Source organism: Geotalea toluenoxydans JCM 15764 (genome assembly GCF_001311985.1).
Classification (GTDB): domain Bacteria; phylum Desulfobacterota; class Desulfuromonadia; order Geobacterales; family Geobacteraceae; genus Geotalea; species Geotalea toluenoxydans.
Genome location: NZ_BBCJ01000001.1, coordinates 103440 through 121689, shown reverse-complemented (window position 1 = coordinate 121689; position 18250 = coordinate 103440). Strand labels below are relative to the sequence as shown.

The following is an 18250-nucleotide window of genomic DNA, read 5'->3' as shown; positions in this document are numbered from 1 at the left end:
TACCTTCATTTGCCGGTCGTTTTCAAACCCAGTTCTCTCAATTGTTTCAAATCCACCGGAGAAGGCGCCTCCGACATGAGACAGGCTCCTTTTTGAGTCTTTGGAAAAGCAATTACATCCCTGATGGAATCGCTGCCCGTGAGCAACATGATCAAGCGGTCAAGACCAAAAGCAATTCCCCCATGGGGAGGTGTACCATACTCCAAGGCATCTAGAAGGAATCCAAATTTTGCTTTTGCATCCTCTTCGCTAAGGCCAAGCATCTTGAACATGAGAGATTGAACTTTTTCCTGATGAATTCTTATGCTTCCTCCACCAATTTCGTTACCGTTCAATACTAGATCGTAAGCCTTGGCACGGCAACGTCCCGGGTCGTTTTCAACATATTCCAGGTCTTCATCCATGGGGGCGGTAAAGGGGTGATGCACAGCAGCCCACCGCTTCTCCTCCTCGTCCCATTCAAGAAGGGGGAAATCGGTAATCCAGACAAAGTTAAAGGTATTCTTGTCCAGCAGACCAAGAATTTTAGCCAGCTGATTTCGCAATTTCCCCAATGAATCATTGACTACCTTGGGCTTGTCGGCAACGAACAGGAGCAGGTCTCCCTGTTCAGCGGCAAAAGTTTTTGTCATTGCCGATATTTCTTCATCAGTAAAGAACTTTGTTATAGGGGATTGCCAGCCATCTTCGGTCACTTTTACATAGGCCAGGCCTTTAGCCCCGTAAATTTTCACGAATTCCGTGAGATCATCGATCTCCTTGCGGGACATGCCACCGCAGCCCTTCGCATTGAGTCCCTTGACAATTCCGCCGCCGGCGACCACATCGGCAAAGACCTTGAACCCTGAGCCCTTGACAATGTCGGAGAGTTCAACCAGTTCGAGACCGAAACGAAGGTCCGGATTGTCAACGCCGAAACGGCTGATTGACTCGGCATAGGTCATGCGCTTGATGGGAAGGCTTATCGACATATCCTTCACATCGGCGAAAATGCGGGCAATAAGTCCTTCCATAACCGTGATGATATCTTCACGATCTATAAACGACATTTCGCAGTCGATCTGGGTAAACTCCGGCTGTCGGTCGGCACGAAGATCTTCGTCCCTGAAACAGCGTACAATTTGAAAATAACGATCAAAGCCGGAGATCATCAAAATTTGCTTAAATAGTTGAGGCGATTGCGGCAATGCATAGAACTCGCCGCGGTTGATGCGTGATGGAACGAGAAAATCCCGGGCGCCTTCAGGGGTCGATTTGGTGAGAAAGGGAGTTTCAAGTTCAAGGAAACCATTGCCTGTCAGATACTGGCGCGTAACCTGAGCCACCTTGGAGCGTAGAATAAGATTATCCTGCAATACGGGACGGCGCAGGTCAAGATATCGATGTTTAAGGCGCAGGTTTTCAGCCACATCGACATAATCGTCCAGGGTGAATGGAAGTGCCTTGGAGCGACTGAGGATCTTGCATGCCGATACAAGTATTTCAACAGCTCCGGTCCGAAGGTTAGTGTTTACAGTCCCCTCGGGCCTGGGGATAACCTTGCCTTTCACAGCAACGACATATTCATTGCGAATGGTTTCGGCTTTGTGATGAGCTTCAGCACTGTTATCAGGATCGAAAACAATCTGCGCCAAACCCTCTCGATCGCGCAAGTCAACGAAAATCAGTCCGCCATGATCCCTGCGCCGATGAGCCCATCCCATCAGGACAACTTCTTTTCCTGTATCATCTGCAGTCAGAGTACCGCAGTAGTGTGTTCTCTTCCAATCGCCCAGAAAATCTATCATTTAAAGAATCCCCCTGTCCTGTCTCAGTTAAAAAACCTGCAAATTATACTCAAAAAGCTTTAACGCTTCAAGGATTAAAGCCATGAAAACAATAAAAGTTTCAAAAAAACACTGGTCTGGTCTTTCAAATAATAATATTTGAGGATTTTCTGGAAAATTTTGGTTATAATCCCAGTCCCAAAGGGAAGTATGGAAGGAAAATTCAAAATCTACAGAAAGTGAAGGTGGTGCATGTCCTTTGTCGGCGATCTTGAACATCTCCCCATTGTCGATTTGATTCAACTGCTTCACTCTACCAAGAAATCCGGCACCTTGCTGAAAAGCAAACGGGGCCAGAGTCAGATTGTCTTCAATGAAGGCTACATTGTCAGTGCAAATCACCATAACAACAGCATACAAGTTGGTCAGATACTGGTGGACCTGAATGCCATCAGTGCCGCGCAGTTGGAAAACGCTCTGCAGGAACAGAAGAATGCTGGTAACAACCGCAAGCCTTTAATTGCCACACTGATAGAAAATGGTCTGATCAACAGGGACACAGCTTTCAAAGGGCTGGAGATGTTGATAGAGATGACTATCGTCGATGTTTTGACTTGGACCACCGGTACTTTTGAACTGGAAATCGACAAGTTGACAGTCTCCGACGAATATAGGTATTTTCCCGATACGCTGAAAGAAACCCTGAACCTTAACACCCAAAGCATTCTCATGGACGCACTCCGCATCTACGATGAGAAAAAACGTGACGGGACGTTGAATGAACCTACATTTGTTACCAGTGATGCAGAGCAACCCGGTTTTCTTGAATGTGAAAGCGACGCTCCTCTGATCTCGGCAAGCGATCTTGGCCTGGATGATCTGGATAGCTTGATAAAAAAATCCCTGAGGTATTTACCGGGGTAAAATTTTTCGATCCGGCAGAAGACTTGCGCCAGAGACTGAAGGAAGAACTTCTTGACGTACCGGCAGACCAACAACAAAAGCTTGTTTCATACATGGTTGATTTGTGCGGAAACGCACCCAAAAAAGATGCAGGCTCGCCCCGAATTCCCGGACCTGTCGTTATAATATACAGCTGCGACAGGCTGATCACAAACCTGTTGTCAGCTGCCTGCAAGGCTGATGAATTGGCAGTCTTTACAACCGACAATGAAACCGATCTTGACCCTATCATCGATCAGACCCTTGCCAAAAAGGCCTCACCTGTTCTGATAATAGATAGTTTTGGAACTGATGAGAAATACTCACGACTCATAAACACAAAGCTTTCAGCTTACAAGACATTGTCTGTGATAAAGCTGGTATCAGGTGACATAGATTCCTCTTTGGCGGCTCTGAAAGATGGTGTTCGCACCATATTCCCCAAACCGGATATAAATAAATCCAAAGTCGGTTTCGCAGAAGGGAGCATTAGTTTCACAGAATCTTTCCGCTCTTACATGCAGAAAAATTCTTTTTCACACGACGCCGATATCCCACTTGATGCTTTTAACAGATGCATACATGAACTGGGTATCGCCCAGGAGATACCTGACCTCTCATTTGCCCTGCTTAAATTTATCTCGGAAATTTTCGAACGATCGATAACTTTTATTGTTACCAACGGAGAATTGATAGCTGAACGCGGTATTGGCATAAGATCCGACAAAAGCACCGGGGCAACGGCTCCATTACGTTTTAAAGTTTCACTTGCGCCACTCTCAGTTTTCCAGAAAGCCATAGATGACTTAAAGATATCCTTTGAACATGGTGAGGATGAGGCATTGAGATCTCTATACAAAGAAATCGGCCCACCAGCCGAGACAAGGGTACTGGTCGTGCCCATAGTGAGTTTTGGCCGTGTCATCGCCCTAACCTACGCCGATTTTGGCGCCAAGGCCGCAACACCGGCTCCGACAGATATGATCGCCTCTCTGTCAAAACATGCAAGCCTTATTTTCGATAATATTCTGATGCGAAAAAAACTTGAAAAACAAGCTCAATAGCAATAGATAAAAATACATTTCAACGAAAAGGGCTATTATGGACGCGCGAACTTTACACCAGATATTAGAAATCGCCTTTCAGAAGAAGGTATCCGACCTCCATTTCGAAGTGGACAATCCTCCGTTTTTCAGGGCAAGAGGACAGCTGATCCGAGCTAAAATGCCCAACCTTTCGGCAGATGACACCCTTTTTATCGCCAAAACAGTAATGGAACATAATGGTCGTGAATTCAACGCCGATTTGCGTGAATTCGATGCATCATACTCCTTATCCAGCGGCGGTCGTTTCAGGGTAAGTATATTCCGCCAGAGGGGCAATTTCGGTGTCGTCATGCGTGTCATCCCACCTAATATCGGCACATTTTCGGAATTGCACCTACCGACTGTCCTTTCGGAAATAGCGACTGCTCCCAATGGATTGATCCTGGTCACCGGCCCAACCGGTAACGGAAAGTCAACCACCCTTGCCTCAATGTTGAGATTCCTCAATGAAAATTTCAACCACAATATCATTACCATTGAAGATCCGATTGAATTTCTCTTTACTTCGCAAAAAAGCTGCATCATTCAGAGAGAAGTGGGGATTGACACGGATAGCTTTAACTCTGCACTCAAATCAGCCCTTAGAATGGATCCGGATGTGATAATGGTTGGAGAGATGCGTGACAAGGAGACTATCGATGCCTGCATAAAAACGGCAGAAACCGGGCATTTGGTCCTGTCTACCCTGCACACCCAGAGCGCAGTTTCAACCATAAACCGGATTGTCGGACATTTCCCACCCGATGCCCAGGAAATCATCCGCCAGCGACTGGCGGACATCCTCGTCGCTACCGTTTCATTACGGCTTGTCAAAGACAAAACAGGAGATAACATCTTCCCTGTGGTTGAGATAATGCGTTCCACTACGACCATCCAGGCCTGTATTCGCGAAGGGCGGCTCGATGAGATTGAAAAGCACATTGAGAATGGACAGACCCAGTACCATATGCAGACACTGGATCAGCATCTGTTGCAGATGTATGAACAGGATCTTATAACACTGGAAGATGCAAAACGACTGTCACATTCCATGGATCTGGAACGCAAGTTCATGTATACCAGCTAGAACAAACAAAACAACACCTCAGCGATGTGTCACACCTTCGCTGAGGTGTTGCCCCCTACCCTCCAGTTCATGTTCCCGTTCCTCAGCCATTCCTTTTACAGACTTCAGCACCTTCTCTATGTCTGCAGCCAGCTCTGCTTCCGTCTGCACCATTCTTTCTACCTTGAATGATCTTCGCTCCAACTCCAGGTAAATCTGAAGTTCCACAGGTGACATGGGGTTCTGAACAGAAGTCGGCACGACACTGGTGCCATACTTTCCCTGGTAAAGGGGATGTTCCTGCAACACATGCCTGATACTCCTGCTGTTTGAGTCAAAGATTGCCGTTTCCCTGAACAGCGTTCCTCGCCACGACATCTCCCGGACAAGGATATCCTGAGATTTTTCGATCGTTTTCATCGAATCTATTTTGTGAATATACATATCCGGCCTCTCCAGCAAGCTTGGCAGCAAGTTCCAGACAGTGTCCGGTTGAGCATTAATGGAAATACGATAGGTATCAGAAAGCATCTCACCCCTCCTGTACATTATTTGTTTATCATTATTATAGCACCCTTTACTCAGTTGACATTTCTTCCGAATCACTCCCAACACCCACAAAAACCCTTCGACCGAGATTTCAGGCGAAGGGCTTTTTTGTGGCTTATTATGCAGAGTGACTATTTGTATTCAGGCATCTCATCAAACTGCAGGTACTTGTAAATTACATCTTTCTTAGGCTCAACCTTTTCCTTGTAGGCAGCCATGAACTCGGCAACGGTAGGCAGCTTACCCATTGTCGCAGCTACCGCACCAAGTTCGGCGGAGCCAGGAATACCTTGGCGCCATCCCCGATCCTGTCATCGAAATTGCGTGTCGAGGTGGAGAACATATTGACTCCATCGGGAACGCGAGCCTGGTTACCCATGCAGAGGGAACAGCCGGCTATCTCAATCCGGGCGCCAAAGGCGCTGTAGACCGAGAAGTAAGCTTCATCTTTGAGCTGAGCTTGATCCATCCGGGTAGGAGGACAGATCCAGGTACGAACATTGGGGTTAAATTTCAGTCCGCGCCATATCTCAGCAGCTGCACGGAAATGACCGATGTTGGTCATACAGGAACCGAGGAACACATCCTGAATCGGCGTACCAGCCACTTCGGAGAGAAGCTTGACATCATCGGGATCATTGGGGCAAGCCAGGATCGGCTCGGTGATCTGGGCCAGATCAATCTCGATTACATCGGCATAGGCACCAGTCTCAACGGCATTTTTATCTGCCTCAAGCAGCTCGGGCTTGGCCAACCAGGCATTGACAGCATCAATCCGGTTCTGCAGCGTCTTTGCATCCTGATAGCCATCCTTGATCATCTTTTTCATTAGTGCCACGTTGGAGCGGAGGTAGGTGGCAACTGACTCTTTGGACAGCTGGATGCAGCCTGCCGCGGCGCTTCTTTCGGCAGCAGCATCAGTAAGCTCGAAAGCTTGTTCAACGGTCAATTCAGGCAAACCTTCCATTTCAAGAATACGGCCGTTGAAAATGTTGATCTTGTTTTTCTTGGGCACCGTGAGTTTGCCCTGCTTTATGGCCCAGTAGGGAATGGCATTGACCGCATCGCGCAGGGTTATGCCTGGGTTCAGTTTACCCTTGAATCGCACCAGCACAGACTCGGGCATATCCAGCGGCATGAAGCCCATGGCGCCGGCAAATGCCACCAGACCGGAACCGGCCGGGAAACTGATGCCGATCGGGAAACGGGTATGTGAATCGCCGCCGGTACCGACAGTATCAGGAAGAAGCAGGCGGTTCAGCCAGGAATGGATGACCCCGTCGCCCGGCTTGAGGGGTACGCCGCAGCGGTCGGTGATGAAATTGGGCAGGGTCTTGTGCATCTTAACGTCAGCAGGCTTGGGATAGGCGGCAGTGTGACAGAAAGACTGCATGAACATGGGTGAGAGGAACTTGAGACAGGCAAGTTCCTTCAGTTCGTCGGCGGTCATAGGTCCGGTTGTGTCCTGGGAGCCGACCGTTGTCATCTTTGGCTCGCAGGCTGTTCCCGGAAGAACTCCGGTAACGCCACAGGCCTTGCCGACCATCTTCTGTGCCAGCGAGTAGCCCTGGCCAGCCTTGGGCTCGGGATTGACAGGAAGGGTAAAGATATCGGTAGCGCCAAGGCCGAGGGCGGCACGGGCTTTATCGGTAACAGCACGACCGATGATCAGAGGAATGCGACCACCGGCACGGAATTCATCAGCCAGGGTATTGGGTGCAATTTTGAAGGTGGAGATAACCTCACCCTTCTCGTTTGAAATCTCACCTTTTTTGGTGTTTATGGTTATGACGTCACCATCATTCATCTTGGTTACATCTGCTTTCAGAGGCAGTGCCCCGGAATCCTGGGCGGTATTGAAAAAAATCGGAGCGATGACGCCGCCGATGATGACACCGCCGGTCTTCTTATTGGGGACAGCAGGAATATCGTTACCGATGTGCCAAAGGACGGAGTTACAGGCGGATTTACGGGAAGAACCGGTACCGACAACGTCGCCGATGAAGGCTACCTGATTGCCGGCAGCACGCCATGCGGCGATGTCCTTAAGGCGGTTCGGAAAGCGGGTCTTGCCCATTGCCAGAGCATGGAGCGGGATATCGGGACGGCTCCAGGCATCACCGGCAGGAGAAAAGTCGTCGGTATTGATCTCCCCTTCCACCTTGAAAACCTTGACCTTGATGGTCTCGGGAACCCCCGGACGCTTGGTGAACCACTCCGCATTGGCCCAGGACTCTAGTACTTTTTTGGCCGCAGCATTGGATTTGGAAAGTGCAACTACCTTGTCAAAGCCGTCATAGACAAGAGTCATGCCCGAGAGAGCAGTTGCGGCTACGTCAGCAAGCTCTGCATCGCCAAGGGCCTCGATGAGAGGAGTGACGTTGTACCCACCCATCATGGTACCCAGGATCTGTACTGCTTCCTTGCGGCTCACCAGCGGGGATTTCTTGGAACCTTTGATAATCTCTGCCAGAAAGGCCGCTTTAACTTCTGCTGCAGGATCAACACCAGGAGAAACACGCTCTTTCAGGAGGTTGAGGAGAAATTCTTCCTTGCCTGCGGGCGGGTTTTCCAGCAACTTGCACAACCCTGTTGTCTGCTCAGGGTTCAGCGGCAACGCAGGAATGCCTTGCGCTTTACGTTCGGCTTCATGGGCCAGATAGGCTTCGATCATTTTTCAATCCTCCGGTTATTTTATTGTCGTCTTTTTTACAGACAATACGTAGAAACTCTTAAGAACACTGCAGATGCCGACGATCAAATGGCATACTGTATACAATTTTTAAGCTGTTTTGTCAATTATTGAAATGTTGTCCAATGGACAAAAAAGGCCGGCTTTTGGAAAACAAGCCGACCTTTAAAAGGCACTTCTTCATATAAAAGGTAAATTTTTATTTTTCCTGGGGTTTACTGCCCCCCCGGACAGTATCAGACTTCTGTTTGGTTCCCACCGGAACCTTGCCTGCCATTGGTTTTTCATTTGCTATTTGATCGAGTACGAGGAAGTTGGCGGTAAATATGTAATCGTCAATATGGTTACGGCGACCATCCTTATCCAGGTCATGTTTAGGCGCCTTGCTGCTGCCTCGGTCCTTAAGGAAGATCTTGAAGTCGTTGTCATCGACCTTCCCGGATTTGTCAAGGTCAATGTCTACCTTTGGCGCAACAGTCAAGGGCATTTCAACTGCGGTATCATCAACAAGCATGGTTACGGATGCGTCATATGCCCCTTTTTCAGGCTTGGCCACCACAACCCAGGTGCTGTTGGAAGCTACCTTCAGACTCACCAGCTTGGCCTTCTTCAGTGCAAAGTTGGGAGCATGTTTGCCTTGCGGGTTTCGTACGGTTAATTTGAGATTTGCCTTGCCATCAGCCAAAAGTATGGGCGGGTCCTGTTTAACCGTGGCCTTTTCATCCACGGCGAACAACTGGATCAAAGCTTTGCTTGTCATCTCCCCCTTGTATCCGTTGAACCGACCAAGGATATTCTCAGGTGGCTCGATCTTGAGCGCAGAGGCTTTTGCTTCCGCCTCCTGCTTAGCCTCAGGTGCAGACGTTGGTCTGGAAACGAAGGTGCTTCGCGTTGCTGCTCTTCCCTGTATTCGGGCGTTGTCTGCTGAGCTTTTTTCTCCTCGGTTGACGCTGTCATGTCGGACGGCAGGGTGACATTACCACCAACTACAACTGTGGATGAGCCGTTAGATTGTGACTGATTTCCAGATGTTTGAGGCGTCTGTGCTTGCTGGTTGGCCTTTCTGCCCGAAGATCCCTGAGTGCCGTCTGAAGAAGTATCTGTAGCTTCTGCCTCTGAATCCGTGGGGCTCACGGGAATTACCGGTGTAGGAGCAAGATCTTTGTTGACAATTTTCGCTGCAAGCTTGAGTTTGGCCGAACCGCTGGCTTTACGTTGAAAAGTCACTGTAGCTATCGGCCCGGAACCGGTCAGGGGTTTGGCTGTAACAATCCCGATACGAACAATTCCCGCGACATCAGCATTAGGCACCAGCATTGAGCCGGCAACAAAGGAGCCTGCGTGACATTGGGATTGCTGAGGATGGAAGGGTCGTAGGTGATGGTGAGATCGATTCCGCTAATGTTTTCGAAATCGCTTGCCTTCAGAGTCCATGATTTGCCGTCATCTGACGGGACCATTGACACATTTGCAGCGGCGAAAGCGGATGCAGCGAAAAAGAGACTAAGCATAAACATCACTGCAGAATCAAATAATTTCATGTAAAGCTTCTCCTTTAATGCTGAAGGGGCGAAAACGCCCCTTCAGTCAGTTTTCAAAACGTGTCTGTGTTATATTTGATGGTAACTATGAAATTCTGCGGAGTAAGAGCCAAGGGCACACCACTCAACGGATCAGCTGGATTGGCCAGCCTGGTCGCCGAAATCCCTGAAGTGCTCACCTGCACGCCGGGCAGACCCGAAGTTATACCATAGGAAAGTTTGATGATGGGCGTAGTCCCGGTATTGAAACCGGCGGCGCTGATCAGGGCAACCACCGTGGTGTCACTGCCGGAAGCCTGGTTGGCAACAATAAGGGACCCTGTCGCCCCATTGACGGCAGTCTCGGAACCAGAGGTGAAAGTTGCTCCTGAACCGTTGACCAGGGAAATTTGCAGACTTGCCAGCGCTTACAGCTGGGTTTAAAGCAATGAAAACATCCATGGTGGTCGGTTGGGCTATAAATTTAACAGTAGTGTTAGCCGTTGCGGCGCCAGAGACAGCGGTAATCACAACTGCTCCGGCCGTTGCAGATTTGACTGTTGTCGTTGCAACACCGTTAGTCGTAGTTGCAGTAGTGTTTCCCAGTATGGCAGTCGCTGGAGTGACCGAGAAATTGACAACTGTACCATCCGCCGGAACAGTTCCCGTAAAGGTGGTTGTTATGGTAATAGTGTCGGCATTATCAGCCAGGCCAACACCTTTGGAAGCAGTTACAGCAGGACCGGGGCTAGGACTAGGACTAGGACTAGGACTAGGACTAGGACTAGGACTAGGACTGGGGCTGGGGCTGGGACTGGGACTGGGAGTAGGAGTAGGACTGGGAGTAGGACTGGGAGTAGGAGCGGAAGCATCGCCCCCACCCCCACCGCAAGCCGAAAGAACAACAGCCAGAAAGACACCCAGAAGGAGAAAACTAGTGCTTTTTCGCATAATTACTCCTTTCAATCGTATTTTTAACTGGAATGTTGTAATGCCTCCTGCTGGAGGGGATACCCTCCAGCCGATATTGTCATGAAGATTTATTCATCAATTTTAGTATGTCCCATCCTTTGAGTAAATCAAGTGCTCTCAACAACTGGGAATCGGATTTCATCTGTTCATCCATTTTATTGGTAGATATCTTCATGGGTTTTTTATCTTCAGTCGCTTCCTTGCTTTCGACCTCGAAATGATTATCAAGATCCTTTTCCCTGATGTGCATTCCCTCTTTCTTTTCCACTGCAGAAAGTTCGATCCGCTCGGCAACGATGTCGGGAGTTATTCCTTTGGCTTGGATGGAGCGGCCGCTCGGAGTGAAATATCTGGCCGTGGTGAGCCTGAGCCTGAGTTGTCTGAAAGGGGAATTATCGTCTGTACCGATCCTTTGCCGAAGCTCTGGGTGCCCATTACCACTGCCCGTTTATGGTCCTGCAATGCCCCTGCAACAATTTCTGAAGCGCTCGCACTGCCGCTGTTGATCAGCACCACGATTGGATAGTTCTGCTCCTTACCCCCCTTCCGGGAGGTGAACCTCATCTTCGAATCCTTTTCACGCCCTTCCGTGTAAACTATCAGCTTGCCTTCATCAATAAAATGTTCGGACACTTTGACCGCCTGGTCCAGAAGTCCGCCCGGGTCGTTGCGCAGGTCAAGAACCAGGCCACGCAGGTTCCCGCCGTTTTCCTCACGCAAGGTCTTCAGCGCTTTCTCCAGGTCGTCATCTGTTTTTTCCTGGAACTGGGAAACTCTCACATATCCATAGCCATCATCCAGGGTTTTGAACTTGACGCTCTTTACCTGAATTATGTCGCGTTCAAGTGTGAAATCTTTCGGCTTGTCGAGACCCTCACGGAAAATGGAAATGGTGACCTTTGTTCCCTTGGGTCCTCTCATACGTTTGACCGCATCCGTTATGGTCAGATCCTTGGTGAACTTGTCGTCGATTTTCAGGATCTGGTCGCCGGCCTTGATTCCCGCTTTGAATGCCGGGGTGTCTTCAATAGGCGAAATTACGGTCAAAATGCCATCCTTGATGGTTATCTCGATGCCCAGTCCTCCAAAAGAGCCTTTGGTATCGATCTTCATCTCTTTGTAAGTATCAGGAGGCATGAAGGAACTATGGGGATCCAGGGATGACAGCATGCCATTGATAGCTCCATAGATGAGCTTTTTCGTGTCCACATCTTCCACGTAACTTTTCTTGACTATGGAAAGGACATCGGTGAAGAGCTCGATGGATTCATAGTCGTTTCCTCCTTGAGCTGCACAGCGACGCTGAATTCCTACGCCAAAGAATACCACCACAACGGTGACAACGGTGGCAATGGCCAGCATTTTCCTGCTCTTACCGCTTTTCGACATCTTTCCTCCCGCAACTATTGTTTATATTTCTGATTAGCTTTATGTAACTCGCCCTGCTTTTACCTGAACCATGGGGAAGGATCAACCGGCTTCCCCTGATATCGTATTTCAAAATACAGCATCGCCCCATTGCTTGAATCCGAATCCCCGACACTGGCCACAACGTCGTTTTTGGCCACGGTGGCGCCCACTCTCTTGTTTATGGACGATGCGTGCGCGTAGAGGCTGAAGAACCCACCACCGTGATCGACAATGATCATATTTCCGTAACCCTTGAAGTAATCGGCAAATATGACCTGCCCATCATAAATGGCATGTATCTGCGTGCCGACGGGAGCGTTGATGGATATGCCGTTGTTAACGGTATAGGAGTTGAACTGGGGATGTTTGTGCCTGCCGAACTGGGCTGTTACACTGCCTTTTACCGGTAATGACAATTTACCCTTTTGTGCGCCCAAACCCTTATCGGGAATGGAGACGTAACGTTCTGCACCAGTTACCGCCTTGTTTTTTCGAACAGTATAACCCTTTCTACTCCTTGCTTCAAGCCTTTCAACCATTGATTGCAGCCTTTTTGCATTGGCCTGCAGCTTTTTTAAAGAGACTATGTAACCCTGTTTGTCTTCTCTGACTTTAAGAAGCAGCCCGGTCTTTATCTTTTTCTCCTCTGCAATCTCAAGTCTCTTCGCCTCTATTTTGCTTCGGATTCTTTCTTTATTCGCCTGATCGTGCTCAAGCTCCGTTTTCAGCAGTCTCAGTTGTTCAGTTTTAGACTGGTAATCGGTAAAAAGTTTCCTGTCGTTCTCCAGAACCGCCTTCATGTAACGCAGGTTTTCCATCATCTGTGAAAAGGAGCCGGAAGAAAAGAATATGCGAATATTTCCAGCATCGCCTGCTTTGTATAGGGCGGAAACCCGACTGTTGATCTGCTGTTTTTTCCGAAGAGCTTCCGCTTCCACCGATTCTATCTGCCCTTTGATACGGCCCAGATTATTCTCCACGCCACGGAGATCACGTCCGAGAGACAGAAGATTGGTCTCTTTTTCCTGAAGGTTTTTCTCGATCTGTTGCAATTCACCCGAAACCTTTGTCTCAACCTTTTTCGTCTTGTTAAGGAGAGATTTTTTCTGGTTGATTTCCCTGTTAATACCTTGCAGATCGTCCTTCACATCAGCCAGACACTGAAATGGAGGAAACAGGCAAGTAAGGACCAAGATGGTTAACGTTAGAAGGTGCATTTTTAAATGGTGATGAAACGCTTAAGGGAAGTGAGACTCCCGATAAACCCTACAAGGACTCCCCCTGCAAAGATGGCAATCAGATGGGATAAGGGCAAAAATGACAGACCTGCTGTGGTCACATTAAATGACAAGAAGTTTCCAGCATTATGCAGAAACCCGAAATAACAGGCGGCAAGCGTCACAAGTGCAACCAGTCCTCCTGCTGCTCCCTGAATTATCCCTTCTATTAGAAAAGGAGCTTTTATGAAAAACCGTGTTGCTCCAACCAGCCCCAGCACCTCGAGCTCGTCTTTTCGTGCATAAATAGTCAGTTTAATGGTATTTGAAACTATGAAGAGCCCGGCAAGAACGAGAAATCCCCCCACCAGAGCGCCGATCAGGCGCATGAAATTTAGAAAGGTGTTGAACCGCCTTACCCATTCCTCACCGTACTGGACCTCAGTGATACCGGGGATGTTTTTCAGGCGGGAAGCATAGGAATCGACAGCTTCGCTGTTTCTGCTGGCCTTGTTGAGACTTATTTCAATGGCTGCAGGCAAGACATCCGGGACAACCCCTTCCAGAAATGTTTCCTGTCCTTTGAGCCTGTCGCGGAACCTTTTCATCGCTTCATTTTTTGAGACATAGACAATTTTTTCAGTGCCGCCGAGGGAGGCAATGCGACCTTTGAAGGCAGAGAACTCCTCATTGGAAAGCTCTTTCTCAAAGAAGGCAGTCAACTGGACCTTTTCGCTCCAGGTTTCCGCCACTTTCTCAAGATTCACATATACGAGCAAAAAAAGGGCGATAATCAACAGGGAGAGTGAGATCGTACCAACAGTGAGAGCACTGACAAGAATATTCTGTCTTAAATTGGCAACAGCCCTGGAAAAGAAGTAGCCAAGCCTGCCAAAAGAGCCATCCCCATCCAGCTTCGGCCTTTTTGTCGGTCTATTCCGCGATGACATTTGAGTCCTCCACGATGCGCCCTTTTTCCAGCACCACCAATCTTCGATGGGAGTTTTCAATGGCACGCCGATCATGGGTCGCGACAACAACTGTTGTTCCCCTGATGTTTGCTTCCTTGAAAATGGAAAGAATCTGTTCCTTATTTTCTTCGTCCAGATTTCCAGTAGGTTCATCGGCCAAGAGAATTTTAGGATCGTTTACCAGTGCACGGGCCAGGGCAACCCTCTGCTGCTCCCCACCTGAAAGCCTCAGTGTATTGCTGTTGATTTTATGCTCCAACCCCATCTGCTTCAGAATGTGGTAGACCTTCTTGCCGATGTCTTTTTTCCCCCAACCCAAGACTTCCAGGGTGACGGCCACATTCTCAAGAACCGTTCTTTGAGGCAGCAGCTTGAAATCCTGGAAAACGACGCCAATTTTTCTTCTCAGGTGGGGAATCTGGGAGCGGGAGAGGCGAGAGATATTCTGGCCGTCTATGACCACCTGCCCCTGGGTAGGATCCAGCGCCCCATAGAGCAGTTTCAAAAGGGTCGATTTACCAGCCCCTGATTGGCCGGTTAAAAAAATAAAATCCCCTTTGGGGACCTTTAGACTGACATTGTTGAGAGCAGCCATATCGTTTTGATAGGCAAGGGATACGTTATGCAACTGGATCATTTATCACGCCTCATTGTTAGCATAAGCAACTACCGGCAAGAACTTCACCACTCGTTGTAGGATATGCCATTGGTGCCGATGAGATCGGAGCCGCTATGGACATCGTACACGGAGCCTTTGATTTCTTCTCCCTCAGCTCCGGCAGGAGGAGGCACAACTTTCCAAGTTTCTTTATCGTTGGTGAAAGGGTCTTTCGGCAAATCACGCAGGTATTTTTTATCCACCAGCTCCTGGAGGGCATCGGGGTATTTTCCTTGATCCGCATAGAAATTGTCAATGGTGGTACGCAGGTTGTAGAGGTCCTCCCGCAACACCGCTTCCTTTGCCTTGATTATTCCCCATCTGTAGTTGGGAACGGCTATGGAGGCAAGGATACCAACAATGGTCATGACTATCAACAACTCTATGAGGGTGAATGCTTTTTTGTTGGCCCATGGCCTGATCATCTGCGGCGACTTGTCAGATACGGATATTTTCATCACCAATCCTTGTATTTTGTACCGTCGATGGCAGTCTCTTCGCTGAGGGAGTAAACGTCATATACGTCCTCTTCCCCCAAGTAGTGCTGTCCGGTTTGTCCTTATAGGAGCGAAGCCCCCAGAGTTCCTCTTCTTTGACTTCTTCGCCCGGCTTTGCTGGGTTGAAGGGGTCGCGGGGAATCCTGCGCAGGAATTTGATATTGCTCTCCGTCAAGCCGCCAAAATCATATCCCTCCACTAGCATATTGAGGGTCTTGGGGTACCCGGACTGCATATCGTTCAACGAAGGGGTAATTTTTTTGTCGGCCACAGCCTGGTCATATTTCTTCTTGAATTCATCCAAGGCGGTGCGGATCACCCTCAGGTTTCTCTTCAGCTCCAGTTCCTTGGTACGTCGTGCCGTCATCTGCGCCGACGGCAGTATTATTGCGGCCAGAATGGAAAGAATGACCAAGGTCACAACAAGCTCAACCAGGCTTACGCCGCTGTTATTTCTAATCAGAGAATTGGTTTTCACGTCAAATTCTATTTCACTTCAACGACGGCACTATAGGAGAGGGCATCTACAGGCTTCCCGCCGACGGCTGTGAGATTGGTATCAAGAAATCCCATACTTGCCGGTCCCTGATTTTTTGCCCTGAAGGTGGCGATTGCCAGTGTCCCGCTGCCGGTTACCCCCCCTACCTCTGCCGGTCGAGAAAGACTGATTGCAACCTGCCCGGTGACTTTGTCTATGGTTGGACGAAACGTGGTAGGCTTACCGTCTTTCTTCATGAAGGGGCCCTCTGTTAGCCTGATCAGTTCAAGAAAGATCGGGTCATATGCAAAAGTGAAGGGCGCGCTGACAAGATTGGTCGTATTGGCAACCTTGATCTCGACGCTGAACTGACTATTAAGCTCCACCGAAGCAGGGGCAGCCAGATTGACAGTAACCTTGGGAGCCGGCGACTGCGGTTCGGCAGCAGTGGGGGGCTCTGGTTGTGCGGGAACTGGTGGTGGAGGCTGAACAGATGGGGCAGCCTTCGGCTCGGTTTCGGGTTTTACTGGTGCTTCGGCCGGTGGAAGCGGCGTGGTTTGCACGGCTGGAACGAGTTCCGGCTCCTGAACAAAGGATGAATAGGGCTTGGACAAGGATGGTTCATCTTCCTTACCCGACCAGAATCCGGCAGCATCACCTTCCGGCACGCTGATGGAGCGAACTACCCGGGGAGTAATCGCCAGCACCAGTTCTGACTTGCTGTTGGAATTATCGTTACTGGATAATAACGGACCGATAATCGGGATATCGCCGAGAATCATCACTTTACGTTTGCCCTTGGTCTTGGAGTCCTGAATAAGGCCGCCGATGATGCTGGTCTCCCCATCCTTGAGGCTCAACACGGTGTCAAGGTTGCGGTACCTATGGTGACAACGGTCGTCAGCGAACTTGCATCGCCGATCTTGTCCTTGCTGAGGATGGAGCTTACCTCCAGGCTCAGTTTGATGGAGACTTCATTGTTCAGCTGGATGGTGGGCTCGGCATTCATCTTGACCCCCACATCCACGTACTGGACGTTGACGTTAACGCCGATGCTCGTCCCATTGGTCGATGTGGTGGTTATCGGCACCCTGGTACCCACATTGAACTTTGCCTTCTCCCGGTTTTTCACCCTTATCTTCGGATTTGCCAGGGTCTCGCCATTGGAAAGGGTCTTGCCGAAGTTGAAGGTGGCGTTGGGCACCGTCAGGAAACCGTTGAAGCCACGCCAACGGAAAAGATTAAGAAGATTGTCTGTGTTGGTTGTAGACGGTGTAGTTGATGACGAGGTTGTTGTCGGCGGTACTAACACGTCGGAAAGAAAAGTCGATGCCCCTTCTTTAGCTGCAGCGGTTGAAACAGCATATTGGCTCAAAGCCAGACCGAAGTTCTCCACGTTGCCCTTGGATATTTCGATGACCTCAACCTCGAGTACGACCTCGGCATCGGGTACATCATTGGCATCCAGGATTTTCTGAGCCACTTCGATTACCTCGGGAGTATCCCTGATCACCAGTGCATTCATCTCTTCATTTACATAGATCTTCTTCACCTGCAGCATGGTGCGGATCAGGTTTACCGCTTTTTTGGCATCGAGCTTGTTAAGATAAAAGGTCTGGACAATGAGTTCTTCATATTGTTTGGTCTTTTCAGGGCTTTTGGTATAAATGATAATCGTGTTCTCGTTTAACACTTTTTTGCCAAGCTTGTTTACGCCGCAAATAATATCCAGTGCCTGCTGAAAGGTGGCGTTTTCCAGATAAATGGAAAAGTTCTGGTCTTTTACCCCTTCGTCAAAAACGAAATTGATGCCTGAAAGTTGCGAAATTATATTGAAGACCTCTTTTATCTTGGCGTCCTTGAATTTAAGGGTCAGTGGCTTGTTGGATTTTAGGTTCAGCTCATAGCCGTCCATCTTCGGTTTCTTGCTCTTTAGCAGGCGTTCAACTGCATTTTTCGCTGCCTCATTCTTTTGATTGAATTCAAGAGCCTTTTGATAGGAGCGTATGGCCTCCTTGGGTTTCCGGCTTTTTTCGAACTCCTCCCCTTCTTTCAGATAAACCAGAGAGTTCCTCAACCTGATTACCAGATCGCTCTGCTGCTTTGCCTGCTGTAGTGAAGGATCGAGAGCAAAGGCTGTCTGGTATTCGCGTAGCGCTTCATCATATTTATCTGCCGCCAGGAATTCTTCTCCCTTTTTCATGTGCTTTTTTGCAGCAGCCGCACTGGCCTGAAGAAACCTTACGCGATATTCCCCCACATCGGGGTTGGCGCCGGAAACCTCTGCATATTTCAAAACGGCTTCATCCAGACGCCCTTCCCGCTCCAGCTTTTCGGCATTGCTGAGTGCGGAGCGACCGCCGGCACAACCGGCTAAAATGGCCAGTCCAAGAATTATGGTGGGCAGCTGTTTTATGGGATGCATTA

At 49.1% G+C, this 18250-nt stretch carries 17 protein-coding genes and 1 pseudogene; 4 read left to right on the top strand and 14 right to left on the bottom strand.

All coding sequences use genetic code 11. The features are described from left to right. Positions 1-5: 5 nt before the first annotated feature. Together aspS and JCM15764_RS20960 are read right to left on the bottom strand one after the other, a co-directional pair. Positions 6-1787, bottom strand: a complete 1782-nt coding sequence (gene aspS / locus JCM15764_RS00575) for an aspartate--tRNA ligase (RefSeq protein WP_054691625.1) — start codon at positions 1785-1787, stop codon at positions 6-8. Positions 1788-1814: 27 nt separating this feature from the next. After that, entirely contained in the window at positions 1815-2186 is a 372-nt protein-coding gene (locus JCM15764_RS20960) for a hypothetical protein (protein ID WP_243688118.1), read from the bottom strand. On the opposite strand from JCM15764_RS20960, the gene JCM15764_RS00565 reads away from it, so the two are divergent. The 3 genes from JCM15764_RS00565 to JCM15764_RS00555 are packed head-to-tail and all read left to right on the top strand — an operon-like array spanning position 2070 to position 4880. Beyond that, complete coding sequence (locus tag JCM15764_RS00565) at positions 2070-2690, top strand: DUF4388 domain-containing protein (protein WP_243688111.1); 621 nt, start codon at positions 2070-2072, stop codon at positions 2688-2690. The genes JCM15764_RS20960 and JCM15764_RS00565 overlap by 117 nt on opposite strands. Before the next feature lie 23 nt (positions 2691-2713). Continuing rightward, positions 2714-3772, top strand: a complete 1059-nt coding sequence (locus JCM15764_RS00560; RefSeq protein ID WP_054691617.1) for a hypothetical protein — start codon at positions 2714-2716, stop codon at positions 3770-3772. Positions 3773-3809: 37 nt separating this feature from the next. Then, the gene (locus JCM15764_RS00555; protein WP_054691615.1) at positions 3810-4880 is read left to right on the top strand and encodes a type IV pilus twitching motility protein PilT; all 1071 of its coding nucleotides are present in this window, start codon (positions 3810-3812) and stop codon (positions 4878-4880) included. Between the two features lie 18 nt (positions 4881-4898). Here JCM15764_RS00555 and JCM15764_RS00550 read toward each other — a convergent pair whose 3' ends face one another. The 4 genes from JCM15764_RS00550 to JCM15764_RS00535 all read right to left on the bottom strand — a co-directional run bounded on the left by JCM15764_RS00550 (position 4899) and on the right by JCM15764_RS00535 (position 9641). Next, positions 4899-5390 (bottom strand): hypothetical protein, encoded by a 492-nt coding sequence (locus JCM15764_RS00550; RefSeq protein WP_054691610.1) that lies wholly within the window; start codon positions 5388-5390, stop codon positions 4899-4901. A 274-nt stretch (positions 5391-5664) separates the two neighbouring features. After that, complete coding sequence (locus JCM15764_RS00545) at positions 5665-8082, bottom strand: bifunctional aconitate hydratase 2/2-methylisocitrate dehydratase (protein WP_279384171.1); 2418 nt, start codon at positions 8080-8082, stop codon at positions 5665-5667. Between the two features lie 217 nt (positions 8083-8299). Next, positions 8300-8860, bottom strand: coding sequence for a hypothetical protein (locus JCM15764_RS00540; protein WP_054691608.1), 561 nt, complete (start codon positions 8858-8860; stop codon positions 8300-8302). A gap of 490 nt (positions 8861-9350) precedes the next feature. Further along, positions 9351-9641 carry a cohesin domain-containing protein gene (locus JCM15764_RS00535; protein WP_054691606.1) on the bottom strand — a complete coding sequence of 97 codons (291 nt, stop codon included), beginning with the start codon at positions 9639-9641 and terminating at the stop codon, positions 9351-9353. Positions 9642-9863: 222 nt separating this feature from the next. Here JCM15764_RS00535 and JCM15764_RS20955 point away from each other — a divergent pair, with 222 nt between their 5' ends. Next, entirely contained in the window at positions 9864-10064 is a 201-nt protein-coding gene (locus JCM15764_RS20955) for a hypothetical protein (protein WP_243688117.1), read from the top strand. Positions 10065-10650: 586 nt separating this feature from the next. Here JCM15764_RS20955 and JCM15764_RS00525 read toward each other — a convergent pair. From JCM15764_RS00525 to JCM15764_RS27605, 8 genes and pseudogenes are all read right to left on the bottom strand, one after another. Further along, positions 10651-11954, bottom strand: a pseudogene (locus JCM15764_RS00525) (S41 family peptidase). An 86-nt stretch (positions 11955-12040) separates the two neighbouring features. Further along, positions 12041-13150, bottom strand: a complete 1110-nt coding sequence (locus JCM15764_RS00520) for a murein hydrolase activator EnvC family protein (protein ID WP_243688068.1) — start codon at positions 13148-13150, stop codon at positions 12041-12043. A gap of 71 nt (positions 13151-13221) precedes the next feature. Continuing rightward, positions 13222-14169 carry a permease-like cell division protein FtsX gene (ftsX, locus tag JCM15764_RS00515; RefSeq protein ID WP_054691600.1) on the bottom strand — a complete coding sequence of 316 codons (948 nt, stop codon included), beginning with the start codon at positions 14167-14169 and terminating at the stop codon, positions 13222-13224. Further along, positions 14153-14827, bottom strand: a complete 675-nt coding sequence (ftsE, locus tag JCM15764_RS00510; RefSeq protein ID WP_054691598.1) for a cell division ATP-binding protein FtsE — start codon at positions 14825-14827, stop codon at positions 14153-14155. Before ftsE ends, ftsX begins: the two co-directional genes overlap by 17 nt. Positions 14828-14871: 44 nt before the next feature. Beyond that, complete coding sequence (locus JCM15764_RS00505) at positions 14872-15306, bottom strand: type IV pilin protein (protein ID WP_279384170.1); 435 nt, start codon at positions 15304-15306, stop codon at positions 14872-14874. After that, positions 15287-15823, bottom strand: a complete 537-nt coding sequence (locus JCM15764_RS00500; protein WP_439645239.1) for a type II secretion system protein — start codon at positions 15821-15823, stop codon at positions 15287-15289. Before JCM15764_RS00500 ends, JCM15764_RS00505 begins: the two co-directional genes overlap by 20 nt. An 8-nt stretch (positions 15824-15831) precedes the next feature. Next, positions 15832-16686 carry a cohesin domain-containing protein gene (locus JCM15764_RS27610; RefSeq protein ID WP_369412212.1) on the bottom strand — a complete coding sequence of 285 codons (855 nt, stop codon included), beginning with the start codon at positions 16684-16686 and terminating at the stop codon, positions 15832-15834. Then, positions 16680-18248: a secretin GspD/PilQ domain-containing protein gene (locus JCM15764_RS27605; RefSeq protein WP_369412211.1), complete on the bottom strand. Its 1569-nt coding sequence runs from the start codon at positions 18246-18248 to the stop codon at positions 16680-16682. Before JCM15764_RS27605 ends, JCM15764_RS27610 begins: the two co-directional genes overlap by 7 nt. Positions 18249-18250: the final 2 nt, after the last annotated feature.

What these genes read in the sequence shown, in the direction of transcription:
- aspS (WP_054691625.1), bottom strand. Translation starts at nt 1,787, where the DNA reads ATGATAGATTTTCTGGGCGATTGGAAGAGAACACACTACTGCGGTACT.
- JCM15764_RS00555 (WP_054691615.1), top strand. Translation starts at nt 3,810, where the DNA reads ATGGACGCGCGAACTTTACACCAGATATTAGAAATCGCCTTTCAGAAG.
- JCM15764_RS00550 (WP_054691610.1), bottom strand. Translation starts at nt 5,390, where the DNA reads ATGCTTTCTGATACCTATCGTATTTCCATTAATGCTCAACCGGACACT.
- JCM15764_RS00545 (WP_279384171.1), bottom strand. Translation starts at nt 8,082, where the DNA reads ATGATCGAAGCCTATCTGGCCCATGAAGCCGAACGTAAAGCGCAAGGC.
- JCM15764_RS00540 (WP_054691608.1), bottom strand. Translation starts at nt 8,860, where the DNA reads ATGACAAGCAAAGCTTTGATCCAGTTGTTCGCCGTGGATGAAAAGGCC.
- JCM15764_RS00535 (WP_054691606.1), bottom strand. Translation starts at nt 9,641, where the DNA reads ATGAAATTATTTGATTCTGCAGTGATGTTTATGCTTAGTCTCTTTTTC.
- JCM15764_RS20955 (WP_243688117.1), top strand. Translation starts at nt 9,864, where the DNA reads ATGATGGGCGTAGTCCCGGTATTGAAACCGGCGGCGCTGATCAGGGCA.
- ftsX (WP_054691600.1), bottom strand. Translation starts at nt 14,169, where the DNA reads ATGTCATCGCGGAATAGACCGACAAAAAGGCCGAAGCTGGATGGGGAT.
- ftsE (WP_054691598.1), bottom strand. Translation starts at nt 14,827, where the DNA reads ATGATCCAGTTGCATAACGTATCCCTTGCCTATCAAAACGATATGGCT.
- JCM15764_RS00505 (WP_279384170.1), bottom strand. Translation starts at nt 15,306, where the DNA reads ATGAAAATATCCGTATCTGACAAGTCGCCGCAGATGATCAGGCCATGG.
- JCM15764_RS27605 (WP_369412211.1), bottom strand. Translation starts at nt 18,248, where the DNA reads ATGCATCCCATAAAACAGCTGCCCACCATAATTCTTGGACTGGCCATT.